The 17,934-nt window shown below is 72.8% G+C and carries 13 protein-coding genes; 5 read left to right on the top strand and 8 right to left on the bottom strand.

What is annotated here, in order from left to right; all coding sequences use genetic code 11:
• On the bottom strand, positions 1 to 807 hold the full coding sequence (locus tag MJ604_RS06440) for a 2-keto-4-pentenoate hydratase (RefSeq protein WP_243057488.1): 807 nt from the start codon (positions 805 to 807) through the stop codon (positions 1 to 3).
• A 35-nt stretch (positions 808 to 842) separates the two neighbouring features.
• Here MJ604_RS06440 and kstD point away from each other — a divergent pair, with 35 nt between their 5' ends.
• Positions 843 to 2,507, top strand: a complete 1,665-nt coding sequence (kstD, locus tag MJ604_RS06435) for a 3-oxosteroid 1-dehydrogenase (protein ID WP_243057487.1) — start codon at positions 843 to 845, stop codon at positions 2,505 to 2,507.
• On the top strand, positions 2,508 to 3,353 hold the full coding sequence (locus tag MJ604_RS06430; RefSeq protein WP_243057486.1) for a MaoC/PaaZ C-terminal domain-containing protein: 846 nt from the start codon (positions 2,508 to 2,510) through the stop codon (positions 3,351 to 3,353).
• Positions 3,354 to 3,355: 2 nt separating this feature from the next.
• Here the strand turns inward: MJ604_RS06430 and MJ604_RS06425 are convergent, their stop codons facing one another.
• Positions 3,356 to 3,703: a RidA family protein gene (locus MJ604_RS06425; RefSeq protein ID WP_243057485.1), complete on the bottom strand. Its 348-nt coding sequence runs from the start codon at positions 3,701 to 3,703 to the stop codon at positions 3,356 to 3,358.
• Positions 3,704 to 3,798: 95 nt separating this feature from the next.
• Between MJ604_RS06425 and MJ604_RS06420 the strand changes: the two genes are divergently transcribed.
• Both MJ604_RS06420 and MJ604_RS06415 read left to right on the top strand, forming a co-directional pair.
• A complete protein-coding gene (locus MJ604_RS06420; protein ID WP_243057484.1) occupies positions 3,799 to 4,821 on the top strand; it encodes a PP2C family protein-serine/threonine phosphatase in 1,023 nt (340 codons plus the stop codon).
• 33 nt (positions 4,822 to 4,854) lie between these two features.
• Positions 4,855 to 6,288, top strand: a complete 1,434-nt coding sequence (locus MJ604_RS06415) for a glycoside hydrolase family 5 protein (RefSeq protein ID WP_243057483.1) — start codon at positions 4,855 to 4,857, stop codon at positions 6,286 to 6,288.
• Here MJ604_RS06415 and MJ604_RS06410 read toward each other — a convergent pair.
• The 4 genes from MJ604_RS06410 to MJ604_RS06395 all read right to left on the bottom strand — a co-directional run bounded on the left by MJ604_RS06410 (position 6,275) and on the right by MJ604_RS06395 (position 11,503).
• Entirely contained in the window at positions 6,275 to 7,003 is a 729-nt protein-coding gene (locus MJ604_RS06410; RefSeq protein WP_243057482.1) for an MBL fold metallo-hydrolase, read from the bottom strand. The two genes, MJ604_RS06415 and MJ604_RS06410, sit on opposite strands and share 14 nt — an antisense overlap.
• A gap of 20 nt (positions 7,004 to 7,023) precedes the next feature.
• Entirely contained in the window at positions 7,024 to 7,851 is an 828-nt protein-coding gene (locus MJ604_RS06405; RefSeq protein WP_243057481.1) for an alpha/beta hydrolase, read from the bottom strand.
• 11 nt (positions 7,852 to 7,862) lie between these two features.
• Positions 7,863 to 8,687 carry an alpha/beta fold hydrolase gene (locus tag MJ604_RS06400; protein WP_243057480.1) on the bottom strand — a complete coding sequence of 275 codons (825 nt, stop codon included), beginning with the start codon at positions 8,685 to 8,687 and terminating at the stop codon, positions 7,863 to 7,865.
• Positions 8,688 to 8,776: 89 nt separating this feature from the next.
• Entirely contained in the window at positions 8,777 to 11,503 is a 2,727-nt protein-coding gene (locus MJ604_RS06395; protein ID WP_243057479.1) for a LuxR family transcriptional regulator, read from the bottom strand.
• Between the two features lie 65 nt (positions 11,504 to 11,568).
• Here MJ604_RS06395 and MJ604_RS06390 point away from each other — a divergent pair, with 65 nt between their 5' ends.
• Positions 11,569 to 12,375 (top strand): alpha/beta fold hydrolase, encoded by an 807-nt coding sequence (locus MJ604_RS06390; protein ID WP_243057478.1) that lies wholly within the window; start codon positions 11,569 to 11,571, stop codon positions 12,373 to 12,375.
• A gap of 76 nt (positions 12,376 to 12,451) precedes the next feature.
• On the opposite strand, the gene MJ604_RS06385 is transcribed toward MJ604_RS06390, so the two are convergent.
• The gene (locus MJ604_RS06385) at positions 12,452 to 15,175 is read right to left on the bottom strand and encodes an AAA family ATPase (protein WP_243057477.1); all 2,724 of its coding nucleotides are present in this window, start codon (positions 15,173 to 15,175) and stop codon (positions 12,452 to 12,454) included.
• On the bottom strand, positions 15,172 to 17,919 hold the full coding sequence (locus tag MJ604_RS06380; protein WP_243057476.1) for a LuxR family transcriptional regulator: 2,748 nt from the start codon (positions 17,917 to 17,919) through the stop codon (positions 15,172 to 15,174). Before MJ604_RS06380 ends, MJ604_RS06385 begins: the two co-directional genes overlap by 4 nt.
• Positions 17,920 to 17,934: the final 15 nt, after the last annotated feature.

The following is a 17,934-nucleotide window of genomic DNA, read 5'->3' as shown; positions in this document are numbered from 1 at the left end:
TCACTCCTCGAAGGTGACGCTGAGCGGCGCGAAGCCGCTGATGGTCGCCACGACCCGGTCCCCCGGGGCGAACGGCACGAACGGGCCCAGGGCCCCGGACAGGATCAGCTGGCCCGCGCGCAGCGGCTCGCCGTAGCGCTGGGCCTGGACCGCGAGCCACCGCAGCGCCTCGAGCGGGTCGCCCAGGCAGGCGGCGCCGTTGCCGGCGGAGCGCTCCTCGCCGTTGATGGTCAGCGACATCGTCACGTCGCGCGGCTCGAGCTCGTCGAGCGACCGGCCGTCGGTCCCGACCACGAACAGCCCGCTGGACGCGTTGTCGGCGACGGTGTCGGTGAACCCGATCTTCCAGTCGGCGATCCGCGAGTCGACGATCTCCAGCGCCGGCAGCGCGACCTCGACCGCGTCGCGGACCACGTCGATGGTGATCTCCGCTCCGTCAGGTGGGTCGATGTCGCGGCCGAGCCGGAACGCGACCTCGCCCTCGACCCGCGGCTGCAGCAGCGTGCGCATCGAGATCGGGTCGCCATCCGCCCCTGCCGACACGTCCATGACGTCGAGCAGGTAGCCGAAGTCCGGCTGGTTCACCCCGAGCTGGGTCTGCACCGCCTCGGACGTCGCGCCGATCTTGCGCCCGACGACCGTGGCGCCGGCGGCCAGCCGACCCTGCACGAGGCCCTGCTGGACGGCGTACGCCGCATCCAGGTCGTCGGTGCCGATCAGGTCGCGCACCGGCGCGCACGGCACCCGGGTCTCCTGGGCCTGGGTCAGTCGCGCGACGGCGGCGGCGATCGCATCCGGTGAGGTCACGGGAACGATAGTAGAACTTGTTATAGTTTCTGACCATGACGACCCCCCTCCCGGAGCACGTCGACGTCGTGGTGGTCGGCGCCGGCGGCGCCGGCATGACCGCGGCGCTCGCAGCGAAGAAGCGCGGCCTCGACACGGTGCTGATCGAGAAGAGCTCGTACTTCGGCGGGTCGACCGCGCGCAGCGGTGGCGGGGTCTGGATCCCGAACAACTACGCGCTGAAGAAGGCCGGCCAGGACGACGACCCGGAGCTGTCGCGCACCTACCTCGACTCCATCGTCGGCGACGTGGTCCCGAAGGTGCGGCGCGACACCTACCTCGACCGCGGCCCCGAGGTGCTCGACTTCGTCCGCGACAACACTCCGCTGCGGTTCACGTGGGTCCCCGACTACGCCGACTACCACCCCGAGGCGCCCGGCGGCCGTCCCGCGGGCCGGTCCTGTGAGCCGATCCCGCTGGACGCACGCTTCCTCGGCGACGAGCTCGACCGGCTGCACCCGCAGTACACCAAGGCGCCCGCGAACATGATCGTCACGCAGGCCGACTTCCGGAAGATCAGCCTCGGCCTGCGGACCCTCCGCGGCCCCGTGACGATGGCGAAGATCTTCGTGCGCCGGATGGTCGCGATGGTGATGCGCCGCAAGATGTTCGCGATGGGCAACGCGATCGCGATCGGCCTGCGCAAGGGCCTCATCGACGCCAAGGTGCCGGTCCACTACGACACCGAGCTCACCGACCTCGTCATCGAGGACGGTCGCGTGGTCGGGGTGCGCGTGCTGTACGACGACCGCGAGACCGTGATCCGGGCGCGACTCGGCGTGATCCTCGGCAGCGGCGGCTTCGAGCGCAACCTCGAGATGCGCGAGAAGTACCAGCCCCAGCCGACGTCGATCGACTGGACGACCGGCTCGCAGTTCAACACCGGCGGCGGCATCCTCGCGGGCATCGCGGCCGGCGCGCAGACCGACCTCATGGACGACTCCTGGTGGGGCCCGACGATCCCGCTGCCGTCCGGTCCGTGGTTCGCGCTCGCCGAGCGCAACCTCCCGGGCTCGATCATCGTCAACCAGGCCGGTCAGCGGTACATGAACGAGGCGCTGCCGTACGTCGAGGCCGTGCACGCGATGTACGACGGCGAGGCCACCGGCGTCGGCCACGTGCCGAGCTGGATGATCATCGACCAGCGCTACCGCAACCGCTACATCTTCGCCGGACTCTTCCCGCGCCAGCCCTTCCCGGGCCGCTGGTACAAGATCGGCACGATCAAGAAGGCCTCGTCGATCGAGGATCTCGCCGAGCAGATCGACGTCCCGCCCGGCGCGCTGACCGAGACGGTGAACCGGTTCAACGAGTTCGCGAAGGCCGGCGTCGACGCGGACTACCACCGCGGCGAGTCGGCGTACGACAAGTACTACTCGGACCCGACCGTGAAGCCGAACCCCTCGCTGCACGCGATCGACGAGGGCCCGTTCTACGCCGTCAAGATCGTCCCCGGCGACCTCGGCACGAAGGGCGGCCTGGTCACCGACGAGCACGGCCGCGTGGTGCGCCCCGACGGGTCCGTCATCGCCGGGCTGTACGCCGCCGGCAACGTGTCGGCCGCCGTGATGGGCCACACCTACGCCGGCCCGGGCGCGACCATCGGCCCCGCCCTGACGTTCGGCTATCTCGCCGCTGAGAACATCGCACAGGAGAACTGAATGCCCATCGACCCCGACGTCGCGATCGGCGCCGAGCTCGGCTCGCTCGACTTCAGCTGGACCGAGAGCGACGTGCTGCTCTACCACCTGGCGATCGGCGCCACCGACCTGTCGTACACGCTGGAGTCCGCGGGCCTGCAGGTGCTGCCGTCCTTCGGGGTCGTCGCGCCGACCTTCCACGCGAGCGACCCGCCGCCGCTCGACCTGCCCGGCTGCGACATCAACCTCGCCCAGGTCGTGCACGGCTCGCAGTCGGTCTCGGTGGCAGGTCCGCTGCCGACCTCCGGCTCCGCGACGGTCACCACCCGGATCAGCGAGATCTGGGACAAGGGCAAGGCCGCGGTCATCTGGCAGGAGGGCACGGCGACGTCACCGTCCGGCGAGCACCTGTGGACGACCCGCTCGTCGATCTTCGTCAAGGGCGAGGGCGGCTGGGGCGGCGACCGCGGCAGCTCCTCCCCCGTCGAGCTGCCCGAGCGGGCGCCCGACACGGACACGACGTACGACGTCGCCCCGACCCAGGCGCTGCTCTACCGGCTCTGCGGCGACCGCAACCCGCTGCACGCGGACCCGGACTTCGCGAAGGCCGCCGGCTTCCCGGCACCGATCCTGCACGGGCTCTGCTCCTACGGCATCGTGCTGCGCACGCTCACCGACACCCTGCTCGGCGGCGACGCGACCCGCGTCACCGGCTTCGGTGTGAAGTTCGCGGGCGTCGTGTACCCCGGCGAGACCATCCGGATCCGCGGCTGGGACGAGGACGGCCGGATCGTCGCCGCCGCCTCGGTCGCCGGGGGCGAGCGCGACGGCGCGCCCGTGCTCGGCGACGTGGTCCTCAGCTACTGAGGCTAGGGGTGGGGGCGGTACGCCGTCGCCTCGATCTCGACCCGGAAGCGCGGGTCGACCAGCGCGGAGACCTCGACCAGGCTCGCCGCCGGCCGCGGGTGCGGCAGCACGGCGTCGAGCGCCGTACGCACCGCCGCGAGGTCGCCGATGTCGGTGAGGAAGTAGGTCACCTTCACGACGTCCTCGAGCGAGGAGCCGGCCTCGGCCAGCACCGCGGCGACCTTCTCCATCACGAGGGCCGCCTGCTCACCGCCACCCTCGGGGACTTCACCCGTAGGGGTGAGCGGAGTCTGGCCGGAGACGAACAGGAACCCGCCCGCCTCGCGCAGGTGCTCGAAGATCGCTGCCACGCCGAGCACGGTAGTCCCCACCCGGATGGGCGGTCCTGGCACCCAAACGGGTATCGGGCGTCTAGTCTTCCCCGGTGACCCCGGACCAACGCGCAGTGAGGATCGGTTGGACCGCCTCGCTCGCGTGCCTGGGGCTGCTGGTCGCTCTCGACATCTGGCTCGACTCCTCGGTGGCCGTGCTGACCGGTCTCTTCGCGATCTCCCCGCTGATCGCGTGCGCGGTGCTCCCGACCGTGTCGACGGCGGCCGTGTGGGCCCTGTCCCTGGCCGCCGCGATCGCGTCCGGGTTCTGGGACGACTCGCTGGGGACCCCCCAGCAGACCGTGCGGATCGTCGGCGTCCTGCTGATCGGCGGGACCGCCGTCGCCATCGCCGAGGTGCGGGTACGCCGCGAGCGGCGCTACGCGCAGATGGCCCAGATCGCCGAGGCGGCGCAGCGCGCGATCCTGCCCGTGCTCCCCCACCAGGCCGGCGGCATCGACATCACGGCCCGCTACGAGTCCGCGGTCGAGGGTGCCCTGGTCGGCGGAGACCTCTATGACTGCTACTTCACCAACGACGTCACCCGCCTGCTGATCGGCGACGTGCGCGGCAAGGGCATCGGCGGCGTCGAGCAGGCCGCCCGGGTGATCCGCGCCTTCCGTCAGGCGGCCGCGCGCCAGTCCACCCTGGCCGACGTCGCGATGGACATGGACGACTACCTCGTGCCCTTCTTCGACGACGAGGAGTTCGTGACCGCGCTGCTCGTCGAGACCATCGGAGCGGACCGGCTCGCGGTCGTCAGCTGCGGCCACCCGCCGGCGCTCCTGCTCCGTCACCGCGACGGGCTCACGTCCGTCGAGGTCCCGCACGGCCTGCCGCTCGGCACCGGCCTGCCGGCCACGTTCGCCGCCGCCGAGATGCCCTGGGCTCCCGGCGACCGGCTGCTGCTCTACACCGACGGCCTGAGCGAGGCGCGCGACCAGCGCGGCGAGTTCCTCGACCTGGCCGAGCTGGCGATCCCGCTGGCCGGCCAGCACGCCCTCGACGGCATCCTGGACGCCGTCCGGCACCACGTCCGCGGCGGCGTCCTCGGCGACGACCTCGCGCTCGTGCTCCTCGAACGTCCCGTTTCCTAATACGGACGGTCTTCGGCTGCTTAACATGCGGGCATGCCGCGCCTCCCCCTCCGGATCGTCTCCCGCCCGATCGCCCTGGCCACCGGCCTCCTGCTCGCCCTCGGCCCGACCGCACCCGCCGAGGCGGTGACGCCCCCGCCTCCCGGCGTGGTCACGACGCAGGTGTCCTTCCCGACCGGGACGGTGCGCGACGCGCTCGGCAACACGCTGCTCGCCGACCGGCACGGCCGCGCCCTCCAGCTGCACGGCGCCAACCTCGGCAAGGTCGACGACATCACCGAGCGGGGCGTCGCCAACATGGCAGCGGCGGGCCTGACCCTGCTGCGCTACCCGATCCAGTGGCGCAAGGTCGAGCCGACGCAGGGCGCGTACGACGCGGCGTACGTCGGCAAGATCCGCGACGTGCTCGCCTGGGGCGAGAAGTACGGCCTGCTGGTGCTCATCGACTGGCACCAGGACGTCTTCGGCCCGGCGTTCGGCTTCGACGGGATCCCGGCGTGGGCGACCCGCACCGACGGCATCGAGTTCGAGCCGGTCGAGGGCAACTGGTTCATGAACTACTACCACCCGGCGGTGCAGGCGGCGTTCACCCACCTGTGGCGCGACGAGGACCTGCAGCAGGCGCAGGTGGCCGCGTGGACCTACCTCGCCGACCAGCTGGCGGGGGCGCCGGCGCTGCTCGGCTACGACCTGTTCAACGAGCCGATGATCAAGTCCGACACCGAGCTCGGCGAGATGTACGAGCGCGTGATCGCCGGCATCCGCACCGTCGACCAGCGCTCCTGGCTCTGGGTCGAGCCCACCGTCCTCGTCGGCGAGGGCCAGCCCACCGGGCTCCCGGCGTTCGACGACCCGCGTCCGGGCAAGGACCGGATCGGCTACGCCCCGCACGCCTACTCCACCTCGGTCGAGGACGGCGACGACTGGGACACCTCCAGCGGCTTCGTCGGCATGTACGAGTCCGCGGTGACGACGTACCCCCGCCGGCACCGGATGCCGGTGATCGTCGGCGAGTGGGGTCCGATCACGGCGGACGAGAGTCACCCGGGCAACAGGGAGCTGGTGCGGCAGCAGGTCGCGAGCTTCCCGCGCTTCGCGACGGGCTGGGCGATCTGGTACGCCTGCGAGAGCGCGACCGGCGGCGGCTACTGCATCTTCGCCGACGACGAGGGCCACCTGCACCCGGGCCGCGCGGCCGCCTGGCGCCCCTACCCGCTGGCGCTCGCCGGGACCGCGATCAACGAGGTCGCCTCCAAGCGCCGCTACCGCCTCACCTTCGTCCCGAAGGCCGGGGCCGCCTCCCAGCTGGTCGTGCCGAGCGGCTTCGGCGACCGGCTCTCCGTCCAGGTGCCGCGCGGCGTGACCGCCAAGGTCTCGGCGCCCAGCCGCACCGGCGCCCGCACGGTGACCCTCACCGGCAGGGTCGCGAAGAACGCGCTCTGGACGTTGACGATCACACCTCGGTAGCCACTCCGGGCTCCAGCCAGGTGGCCGCCGGCAGCGCGGCGCGCGCGTGGGACTCGGGCTCGTGGAAGTGCGACCAGCCCTCGTAGTGCACGGGTACGACGACCCGCGGATCGGTACGCCGCACGAGCTGGGCGGCGTCCGCGCTGTTCATCGAGTACCGCAGCGGACCGGTGATCGGGAACTGCACGCTGCCCATGTGGAGAAGCAGCACGTCGACGTCGAGCCAGTCGGCGTACCGCCGCACCGGCCGGTGCAGCACCGTGTCCCCCGTCATCCAGACGGCCACCTCCTCGGCGTCGCCGAGCGTGAGCGCGAACCCGATCACCTGGCCCACGATCGGGCCGCTCAGCGGCGGACCGTGGCGGCACGGGGTCGCGCGCACCGTCAGCGACGGCCGGTCCACGCCCTCGAGCGTCAGCGTCTGGCCGGCGCGCAGCCCGCGCACGTTCGGCAGGCCGAGCCGGCGGGCGCCGGACGACGTGGTGACCACGGCGCCCGCGGCCGGGAGGAGCTCCCGGCCGCGGTCGTCGAGGTTGTCGGCGTGGTGGTCGTGACTGACCAGCACCAGGTCGACGGGGCCGCCGACCTGCTCGCTGTCCAGCGCCGGCCCGGCGGTCTTCGTCGACGACGTACCGAGCCCGAAGGCGTACTCCCGCCCCGGCGGGTCGAACGTCGGGTCGGTGAGGATCCGCCAGCCGTCCAGCTCGACCAGCACGGTCGGACCGCCCAGGTGCGTCAGGCGGCAGCCCACGGCCGGTCCGGCTGGGCGTGGCGGAGCGCCCACTCGAGCGCGTGGTCGGCGACCGCCTCCCACCCGGGCGCGGCGCAGGTCCAGTGGTCGCGTTCCGGGAACTCGTGGTACTCGGTGATCGCCGGCGAGTGCTTGTAGTGCTTGGCGTTCGACTTGTTCACCGACGGCGGCATGATGTGGTCCTTCTCGCCGCCGATGAACAGCAGCGGCGCCCGGTCGGCCTTGTAGTCGACCCAGGTGTCCTGGTGGCCGGGCTTGAAGTTCGCGAACAGCCCGAACTCCCAGACCCAGTTGCCCGGCGCGGCGATCGCGTACCGCTCCCACACCTTGCGCGACTCCTCCTCGCTGAGCGTGTTGGCGAACGCGTAGTGGAACTCCTCGGCGGTGAACCCGACCGCCTTGTGGCGGTTGGCCGGGTTCTTCAGCGCCGGGAAGAGGGACTTCGCCTGCGAGATCGGGTTCACCCGCACGCCCTCGGTCGGCGCCGAGTCGACGACGACACCGACCGACCCGAGGCCGCGGGCCAGCAGCAGCTGCGTCAGGGTGCCACCGAAGGAGTGGCCCATGATGATCGGCGGCACGTCGACCGACTCGACCACCTGCGCGAGGTGGTCGACGGTCTCGGGCACCGTGAGGTTCGCGATCACGTCGGGGTTCTCCCGCAGCGCCTCCACCTCGATCTCGAAGCCGGGGTACGCCGGGGTCAGGACCTTGAAGCCCTTCGCCTCGTAGTGCGCCACCCAGCCCTCCCAGCTGCGCGGGGTCATCCAGAGGCCGTGGACGAGGACGATGGTGTCGGGTCGGTCGGTCATGGTGTGTCTCCTCAGTTGTCGATGAACGCGAGCAGGTCGGCGTGGAGGCGGTCCCGGTCGGTGTCGGGCAGCGCGTGACCGCTGCCCTCGTAGACCTTCAGCTGCGCGTTCGCGATGAGCTCGGCGGAGCGCTTCCCGCCGACCTCGAAGGGGACGATCTGGTCGTCGTCGCCGTGGATCACCAGCGTCGGGACGTCGATCTTCTCGAGGTCGGGGCGGAAGTCGGTGGCCGAGAAGGCCGCGATGCACTCGTACGCCGCGCGGTGGCCGCACGCCATCGACTGCAGCCAGAACGCGTCACGGAAGCCCTGCGCCACGTCGCCGCGCCGGTTGTGCCCGAAGAACGGACCGTCGGCGAGGTCGCGGTAGAGCTGCGAGCGGTTGGCCTTCTCCCCCGCCCGGATGCCGTCGAACACGTCGATCGGCAGACCCTCGGGGTTGTCGTCGGTCTGCAGCATCAGCGGCGGTACGGCGCCGACGAGCACCAGCTTCGCCACCCGCGCCGTGCCGTGCCGGCCGACGTAGTGGACGATCTCGCCGCCGCCGGTCGAGTGGCCGACGAGCGTGAGGTCGTTGAGGTCGAGCTTCTCGATCAGGCAGGCGAGGTCGTCGGCGTACGTGTCCATCTCGTTGCCGTGCCAGGTCTGGCTGGACCGGCCGTGGCCGCGCCGGTCGTGGGCGATGACGCGGTGGCCGTGCTCGGCCAGGAACAGCGCGGTCGCCTCCCAGGCGTCCGCGTTGAGCGGCCAGCCGTGGCTCAGGATGACCGGCGTTCCGTCGGCACCAAGGTCCTTGTAGAAGATCTGCGCGCCGTCGTCGGCTGTCACGTGAGGCATAGGGTGCTCCCTTGGTCGATGGTTCGCTCGGTGGGTACGTCGAGCCTGGGGCCGGTGCGGTGGGTGCGGACCACGTGAACCTCGTAGTGTCAGGTGCCGAGGCGGTCGGCGAGCTGGCGGCGCGAGGAGATCGCGAGCTTCTGGAAGACCTTGCGCAGGTGGTAGTCCACCGTGTTCGGGCTGATGAAGAGCTGCCCACCGATCTCCGCGTTGGTGTGGCCCTCGGCGGCCAGCCGGGCGATCGACAGCTCCTGCGGCGTCAGCTCGTGGCGCGGCGCGGCCCCGCCCGCGTCGACCGCGGTGCCGGTCGCCTCGAGCTCCGCGCGGGCGCGCGGCAGGAACATGGTCGCGCCGGTCTGCTCGAGCAGCTCACACGCCGTGGACAGCTGGCGGGCGGCCTCGGCCCGGCGGCGGGTGCGCCGCAGCCACTCGCCGTACAGCAGGTGCGCGCGGGCCAGGTCCACCCGCGCGGTGGTGCCCTCGAGGAGCTCGATCGCCGCCCGGTAGGCGTCGTCGTCCGGGTCGACCAGCGCCCGCGACCGCGCGGCGACACCGGCGCACCAGTCGGAGCCGTTGACCCGCGCCCGCTCCTCGAGGTCGGCGGCGAACCGCGCCGCCATCTCGGGCCGGTCGCTGCGGACGGCCGCCTCCACGAAGTCCGGGAAGTATGCCGGGCCGACCTGCAGGAAGGGCTCCTCCACCAGCGGCAGCAGCTTGTCGTAGGCGTCGCCGTACTGGCCCTCCGCGAGGTCGCGGGTGGCGAGCGAGGCCATCCCCGCGGCCCACACGCCGCCGAAGCCGACGGCGCCGGCCCCCTCGGCGACCGCGTGCACGACCTCGCGCGGGTAGTCGGTCCAGGCCATCACGGCCACGTTGATGACGTTCTCCGCGTCGTAGCCCATGACGCGGCGGACCTCCCGCACGTGCTCGACGCTCTCGACCGCGCGGCGCACCGTGCCGCCCCAGAGCTCGGCGAGCGAGGTGACCCAGAGCAGCGCGTCGAGGTCCTGCAGAGCGCCGGCCTGGCGGGCGAGCACCGAGGCGCGCTCCATCAGGTCGCGGCGGCCGGCGTCGTCCCAGAGGAACATGCCGAGCGAGCCGATCGCGGAGGCCATGCCCACGAGCCGGTGGTCGGGCAGCTTGCCGATCTCGTCGAACGCCGCCCGCGCCAGCGGCACCGCCTCGTCGTACGGCAGCAGCATCAGCGCGCCCATGCCGGTGAGCATGGTCGCGTAGGTGCCGTCCGCGACGGTGGCGGCCTCGGTGAGCCGGCGCCCGAGATCCGCGGGCGTGACGCCCTCGGCCCGGCGGTCCGCGGTCATGAGGAACTGGAACGCCTGCAGCAGGGCCTCCTGCTCGCGCTCGGGCTCGACGCCGCGGAACAGGTCGGCCGCCTCGACGAGCATCGCGGTGCAGCGGGCGAGCTTCGTCGCGTCCACCGTGAACAACGCGAGCTGGCAGTCGACGCGGAGGATCCGGCCGCGCAGCACCGGGTCGGTCGTGTCGGCGACCGCGTCGAGGTGCGCCCTCGCGGTCTGCGCGGCACCGACCGCGAGGGCCGCCTCTGCCGCGCCGACCAGGCGGGCCGAGCGCAGCTGACCCGGCGCGGTCAGGTCCGCTGCTCGGGCGAGCAGGCTGGACCGGGAGGCGAGACCACCACGCGCCGCGGCGAGGTCGGCAGCCCGCTCGAGCCGGTGCGCGACCGCCGGGTCGGCGCCGAGCGTGGCGCGGGACGCGTGCCAGGCCTCGAGCTCGACGAGGTCCATCGAACCGGCCGACTCGGCCAGCGCCCGGTGCACCCGCCGCCGCGCGGCACCGCTCGCCGCGTTGTAGACCGCCGAGCGGACCAGCGGGTGCCGGAACCGAAGGTCGTCGCCCAGCTCCACGAGGCCGGCGAGCTCGGCCTGGTCGCCGATCTCGTCGTCGATCCCGAGCGACAGCGCCGCGGCCCGCACCAGGTCGAGGTTGCCGGTGGAGTCGGCGGCCGCGAGCAGCACCCACTCCTGCACGCGGGGCTCCGCGGCACGCACCCGCCGTACGTAGTGGTCCTCGAGGCGTCGGCCGATCGGCACGGGGTCGTCGCTCATCCCGACCGCGCTCAGGCGGTCCGCCGACAGCTCCTGGGCGAGGTCGATGAGGGCAAGCGGGTTGCCGCCGGTGGCGTCCGCGACCTGCGTGGCCGCGACGGGGTCGATCGGCTCGGGCAGCGCCTGGCTCAGCAGCGCGGTGGCGGCCTCGGGCTCCAGACCACCGAGGACCAGGTCGCGGACGCCACCGAGACGAGCGCGGACGTCGTTCTCGTCCCGCGCCGCGAACACCAGCCCGACCGGCTCCACCTCGATGCGCCGCGCCACGAACGCGAGCACCTCCAGGCTCTCCGGGTCGAGCAGGTGCGCGTCGTCGATCGCGCAGACGACCGGCTGCGCCTCGGCGACGGTCGTCAGCAGGCCGAGCACGCCCAGGCCGACCAGGAAGCGGTCGGGCGCCGGCCCCTCGGCGACACCGGCGGCGATGCGCAGCGCGTCCTGCTGCCGCGGCGGGAGCTCGGCGACGTGGTCGCGCAACGGGATCGCCAGCCGCACGACGCCGGCGTACGGGATCGCGGACTCGTCCTCGTAGCCCTCGAGCCGGAGGAGGTGGACGCCGGCCGCGGCCCGCACCGCGTCGTCGACGAGCGCGCTCTTGCCGATGCCCGGCTCGCCGAGCAGGAGCAGCGCGCCGCCCTGCCCGTTGCGGACGTGCCCGAGCAGGAGCGTCAGCTGGCGCTGCTCTGCCGTGCGGCCCAGGAGCCCCGATCGGGTGACTACGTGGCTCACGTGGTCCACCCCCGCCCGCGTGCCGTCGAGCATCGGTCAGGTCCGATCCGACCCAGGAGGAACCCATGAGCTCCAGACTCACCCGACTGCTGGCGGCCGCCGCGCTCGTCGCGCTGACGCCGCTGGTCGCCGTACCCACCCAGGCGGCGCCCGAGCCGCCGCCGGCCGCCAAGCCCACGATCGTCCTCGTCCACGGCGCCTTCGCCGACTCGAGCGGCTGGCAGGCCGTCGCCGACAAGCTGACCGACCGCGGCTTCGCGGTCATCGCGTTCTCGAACCCGCTGCGCGGCCCGATCTCCGACGCCGACTACCTGCGCCAGTTCCTGACGACCATCGAGGGCCCGGTCGTCCTCGTCGGCCACTCGTACGGCGGCGCGGTGATCACCAACGCCGCCACCGGCAACGAGAACGTGAAGTCGCTCGTCTACGTCGCGGCGTACGCGCCGGCCGAGGGCGAGAGCGTCGCGCAGGCGAATGCGCTGGGCGGCGGGCACACCGATGTCATCGACCACCTGGTGCTCCGGCCGTTCCCCGGCGCGGCCGAGGGTGACGCGGACGCCTACATCGACCCGAAGTGGTTCCACCGGCTGTTCGCCCAGGACCTGCCCAAGAAGACGACCCGCTTCATGGCCGCGACCCAGCGACCCGGCGCTCTCGCAGCCCTGGTCTCCCCCTCCGGCCCGCCGGCCTGGGAGGAGATCCCGAGCTGGTACCTCGTCGCCAAGCAGGACCGGATCATCCCGCCGGAGGCGGAGCGCGCGATGGCGAAGCGAGCCGGCGCGACCACCGTCGTGATCGACAGCTCGCACGTCGCGATGATGAGCCACCCCGGGACGGTCGTGTCCCTGATCCGTAAGGCTGCCGCGGGCTGACAGGTCCATACCGGGAACGCTCCCAGTCTCCGAGCGTTCCCGGTATCGGACGACTGACGTAGATCCCCTACGTCACCTACGTCACTTCCGGTACGACGTCGCGCAGCTGCGCCCGCGAGGTCACCCCGAGCTTCGGGAACGCGTTGTACAGGTGCGTCGACACCGTGCGCGGCGAGAGGTAGAGCGCGGCCGCGATCTCGGGGTTCGTCATCCCGTCCGCCGCCATCCGCACGATCTGGCGCTCCTGGCCGGTCAGATCCGCCCACGCCGACGGCTCGACGACCTCGGTCGCCACCCCGGCGGCGCGGAGCTCGGCGCGAGCGAACTCCTCCCAGGCCCGCGTGCCGAGCCGAGCGAACGTGTCCACTGCCGCCTGCAAGTGGAGACGTGCCTCGGCCTGCCGGTAGCGGCGCCGCAGCCACGCGCCGTACTCGAGCTGCGCGTTGGCGAGGTCGAACGGCCACTGCCCGGCGCTCGGCTCCCGCACTGCGGCGAGGTGCCACGGCTCCGCATCCTCGCCGGCCAGGAGCGCGCGGGCACGCGCGAGATGGAGCCGGTAGGAGGCGCCGTCCCCGAGCCGCTTCTCGGCGACCGCCACGACCCGCGCCAGCTCGTCGGTCGCATCGGCTCGAGCCGCTATGGCGGCGTAGTGCCCGAGCTCGCGGTAGCTGATGTGCGGGTGCCGAGGCTGGCCGTCCTCGTCGAAGATCCAGCGGATCTCGTGCCACGCGCCCTGCACGTCGCGCTCGGCGAGCCGCACCCAGGACATCGTGACGCGGATGCCCACCTCGAGCGCCAGTGCCTCGCCCACCGGGATCTCGAGCAGCACTCGTTCGCAGAGATCGCGGGCGCGGTCCACGTCTCCGCGAACGGCGGCCACCCGCGCCAGGAGGTCGTAGGCGTTGGTGATCGCGGTGGGCTGGTTGCGCGCCTCGGCGATGTCGATCACCAGCCGGCACGACTGCTCGACGGTGTCGTAGTCGCCGACGGCGAACTGCACGAGCGCCAGCGTGGCGAGGGTCTGGGTCATCTCGCCCGGTCGGTCGGTCTGCCGCATCATGGCGAGTGACCGTTCGAACCGCTCGATCGCGACGGCCGGCTCGTCGAGGAGCCACGCGGCAGCACCCAGCAGCACCTCGTTCGAGGTCGTGAGCTCCGGCGGCCCGTCGAGCACGGGCGCGCTCCGCACGAGCTCCAGCAGGTCGGGCGGACGGCTGGTCGGCTCGACCTGCATCCGGACCCAGGCCCGGGCGGCGGGGATGAGCGGCGGAACCTGGTCGGGTGGCAGCTGCTCGGTGGCCTGCTCGTAGACCTCCAACCACCGGGCCACCTCACTGCTGTCGCCGCCTACGCGGTAGAAGAGCACGGCCAAGGTGGTGAGCGAGGCCCAGCCGAGGTCCGGGTCCGCGTCGCGCAACTGGTCGAGCACCTCGACCAACATCCGGCGGGCGGCACCGAACCGCTCGGTCTGAGCGAGGGCGTACGCGGCGAGGTTGGCGGCCGTGGCCTCGACAACCGGATCGTCCGTCTCCGCCCGCAGCTGGATTCCTACCTCGGCGGCCCAGTCGAAGTGGCCAGCACCGAGATGGATGTGCACGGCCTGCAGGAGCCGGCCCTCGCGCTCGACGGACCCCTCGCTCAGCTCGGAGGATCGCACCATCAACCGCGCCGCCTCCGAGCTCGCGCCCCGGCGCGTCGCGAGGTCGGCGGCGGCGGCCAGGGCAGCAGCCACCTCCTCCTCGGGTACGACGGTCGCCTCGGCGCGATGCCAGGCGTAGCGCTCCAGGTCGCCCTCGTAGGCCACGGCCAGGAGCTCGTGAGCCGCCAGCCGGTCGGCCGCCGATGCCGTCGAGTAGACCGCCGATCGCACGAGAGGGTGCCGGAACCGGACGACACGGTCGACCACGGTCACCAGGCCGGCGGTCTCGGCCGGGGCCAGGTCGACGAGCAGCTGCTCCGGAGGGACCACGCGGCCCAGCACCGGCAGCTCGGCTTCACAGGCGGCAGCGAGCAGCAGCACCGTCCGGGTCGCGGCCGGCAGGGCCGCGACCTGAGCACCGAAGGCCTTCTCGACGCTCGAGGGGACGGTCTCGTGCGGCTCGCCCTCGGCCGCGACCCGGCCCAGCTCCAAGAGCGCCAGCGGATTGCCGCCCGCGCGGTCGAGCACGCGCGGCAGCGTGAGAACGTCCAGGTCGATCCCGGACCGCCGGAGCAGGATCGCCGCGTCGCGCTCGCTCAGGGCAGGAAGCGCGACCACGGGACTGCCCGACAGCGCGGCCGGCGCAGCGTCGCCCCGCGCGGCCGCGACGATGGACACCTGCGATCCCGCCAACCGGCGGGACACGAAGCCGAGGACTGACAGCGAGCTGTCGTCGCACCACTGGGCGTCGTCCAGGACGACCACCACGGGCTGCTCCTCGCCGAGCCGCTCCAGCCACGCGAGCATCTCGAGTCGCAGGCGCAGGGCGTCGACCGGGGCTGGCCGCGTGGTGCTCGGGACGACCAGCTCGAGGAGGGCCTCGGCGCGAGGCGCCCTCATCAACAGGTCGACGAGCACACCGAACGCGACGTCTCGGTCACTGTCGTGACAGGTCACCGGTAGCACCAGCCGGCCGTCCGCACCTCCCGCACGAGCCACGACCGAGAGCACGGACGTCTTGCCCGCACCGGGGATCCCGGTCACGACCGCGGTCCGGCTCCCCGAGTCGAGCAGGTCGCGCAGCCTGGCCAGCGTGTCGTCGCGTCCGACGAGGCCGCCGCTCTCCCCGGCCCAGAGTCCGCCCACCGAGATGCCGGTCATGGCGGGTCTCCGACGACGTCGCGCAGCTGCGCTCGCGACGTCACCCCGAGCTTCGGGAACGCGTTGTACAGGTGCGACGACACCGTCCGCGGCGACAGGTAGAGCGCCGCGGCGATCTCCGGGTTGGTCATGCCGGCCGCCGCTCGGCGGACCACCTCCCGCTCCTGACCCGTGAGCGAGGCCCAGGCTGTCGACTCCACCGGCTCGGTGGCGACGCCCGCGGCGCGCAGCTCGGCCCGGGCGATGTCGGCCCAGGCCCGGGTGCCGAGCCGGGTGAACGTGTCGAGGGCCGGCTGGAGCTGGAGGCGCGCCTGGGACTGGCGGTAACGGCGGCGCAGCCAGATGCCGTACTCCAGCTGGGCGTTGGCGAGGTCGAACGGCCAGCGGGCGGCCGCCTGGTTGGTCACAGCTGCCAGGTGGAAGGGCTCGGCGTCCTCGGCCGCGACCAGCGCCTGCGCGGCGGCGAGCTGGAACCGGTGCCGAGGACCACCGGTGGCCAATCGGCGCTCGGCCAGCTCCAGGACCGGTCCGACCGACCCGCCGGCCCCGGCCCGCACCGCCGTCGCGACGTAGTGCGCGAGGTTGAGGTAGCCGATGAAGAGGTGGCGTGGCTCGCCGTCCTCACGGAAGATCCACCGCAGCTGCTCCCAAGCTCCGGTGGCGTCCTGCTCGGCCAGGTGCACCCAGGACAGGATCACGCGCACGCTCGCCTCGAGCGCGACCGTGCCGCCGACCGGCAAGGACACCAGGATCTGGTCACACAGCTCGCGGGCCGCTGCCGTCTCCCCGCGGATGCCCGCGACCCTGGCGCGGACCTCGAGCCCGTCGATCGAGGCATAGGACTGGTTGCGCGCCTCGGCGAGGTCGAGCACCATCCGGGCACTCTCGTCGACGGCGTCGTACGCCCCCGTCGAGAACTGCACGTGCCCGAGGGCCATCAGGGTCTGCGTCATCTCCCCCGGCGCGTTGGCCCGGCGCATCAGCTCGACGGCCCGGTGCAGCCGGGTCAGGGCGACGTCCGTCTCATCCAGCTGCCACGCGGCCGCGCCGAGCATCATCTCCTGGGTCGCTCGCAGGCTGACCGGGAACGGTTCTTCGAGCACCGGCGCTCGGTGGACGAGCTCCAGAACGTCGGCCGGTCGTTCGAGCGGATTGACCTGGGCGACGACCCAGGCGCGGGCGCCGGCGACCAGCGGCGCGAACGGGTCGTCATCACGCCGAAGCCGTTCGAAGCGGCCGAGCCAGTCCCGCAGGACCTCGGCATCGCTCCCGCTCCGGTAGCTCAGCACGGCCAAGGTGGTCAACGAGCTCCACCCCCAGAAGGGCTCGATCTCGCCGAGCTCGTCGAGCACGTCGAGGAGGGCGAGCCGCGCCTCGATCTCACGGCCCACCTGGGTGAGCGCGTACGCGTGGATGTGCCCAGCACGGGCGCGGACGAAGTCATCCTCCGCCGAGGCGCGGAGGGCCGCGCTGTCGCGCACGACCCGCTCGAAGTGGCCGGCGGTCGAGCTCAGCACGAGCCCTTCGAGCGTGCGGGTCTCACCCGCTCCCCGGTCGGGTGTCAGCTCGGCGGCCCGGAGCATCAACCGGGCTGCCTCCGTGCCCGCGCCGCGTACCGCGGCGCGCCCGGATGCCGCGGCCAGGGCACTGGCGACGTCCTCGTCGGGTACGACGGTCGCCGCCGCGCGGTGCCACACCTGACGGTCGATGTCGTCGGCGTACGCATCGGCCAGCAGGCGGTGCGCTCGGAGCCGGCCCGCCGTCGACCCCGAGGCGTACGCCGCGGCCCGGGCCAGCGGGTGGACGAAGACCACCCGCTGTTCCGCTACCCGCACCAGGCCACTCGCCTCAGCGGCAGCCAGGTCCTCCGCCAGCTGCTCGCCCCCCAGTACCCGCCCGAGCATCCGGACGTCGCCGTCGCCCGCTCCCGCCAGGACGAGCAGGTCGCGGGTGGCCGGCGGCAACAGCTCGACCTGCCGTCGGAACGAGGACTCGACGCTGGAGGGCACCTGCCGCCCCGGACCGGCCGTGAGGGCGCGAGCGAGCTCGATCAGGGCGAGCGGGTTCCCGTCCGCTCGCTCGACGACGGAGGGAAGGGTGAGCAGGTCGAGGTGGAGACCCGCGCGGCTCAGCAGACGACGCGCGTCGGCATCGTCGAGCGGGGGAAGGTCGACGACCGGATGCCCGCCGAAGGCCTCCGGTCCGTCGGCTTGGCGCGTCGCGACCACGATGGACACGGCGGACGCGGCGATCCGGCGGGCCACGAAGGCGAGCACCGACAACGAGCTCGGGTCCGCCCACTGCGCGTCGTCGACCAGCAGCACGACCGGCCGCTGCTCGGCCAGACGGTCAAGGGCATCGAGCACGTCGAGCCGGAGCCGTAGCGCATCGGGCGCCACGGCCGCCACGGCCGACTCGGCCGACTCGGCCGACTCGGCCGACGAGATCAGCCGATCGAGCACGTCTTCGGCGCCCGGGACGGCGGCCAGGAGGTCGACGAGCACGCCGTACGCCAGGTCCTGGTCGCTCTCGTGGCAGGTGATCGGCAGCACCAGCCGGCCGTCTGCGCTCTCGGCACGCGAGACGACGGCGAGCACCGAGGTCTTGCCGGCACCGGCGATGCCGGTGACCACCGCCGTTCGGCTGCCCGAGTCGAGCAGAGTGCGCAGGCTCGTCAGCGTCTCGTCACGTCCGACGAGACCGTCGCGCTCCCCGGCCCAGAGACCGCTCCCGTTCTGGCCCACGCTCGAAGAGTAAAG

Origin of the sequence: Nocardioides sp. SR21 (assembly GCF_022761125.1) — a bacterium.
In the GTDB taxonomy this organism is placed as follows: Bacteria; Actinomycetota; Actinomycetes; order Propionibacteriales; family Nocardioidaceae; genus Nocardioides.
The sequence above is the reverse complement of the archived record's forward strand: the minus strand, read 5'-3'. Positions and strand labels throughout refer to the sequence as shown.

Bases quoted from the DNA above. Each gene is read 5' to 3' on its own strand.
- MJ604_RS06390 (WP_243057478.1), top strand. From the start codon at position 11,569: ATGAGCTCCAGACTCACCCGACTGCTGGCGGCCGCCGCGCTCGTCGCG.
- kstD (WP_243057487.1), top strand. From the start codon at position 843: ATGACGACCCCCCTCCCGGAGCACGTCGACGTCGTGGTGGTCGGCGCC.
- MJ604_RS06400 (WP_243057480.1), bottom strand. From the start codon at position 8,687: ATGCCTCACGTGACAGCCGACGACGGCGCGCAGATCTTCTACAAGGAC.
- MJ604_RS06430 (WP_243057486.1), top strand. From the start codon at position 2,508: ATGCCCATCGACCCCGACGTCGCGATCGGCGCCGAGCTCGGCTCGCTC.
- MJ604_RS06415 (WP_243057483.1), top strand. From the start codon at position 4,855: ATGCCGCGCCTCCCCCTCCGGATCGTCTCCCGCCCGATCGCCCTGGCC.
- MJ604_RS06405 (WP_243057481.1), bottom strand. From the start codon at position 7,851: ATGACCGACCGACCCGACACCATCGTCCTCGTCCACGGCCTCTGGATG.
- MJ604_RS06385 (WP_243057477.1), bottom strand. From the start codon at position 15,175: ATGACCGGCATCTCGGTGGGCGGACTCTGGGCCGGGGAGAGCGGCGGC.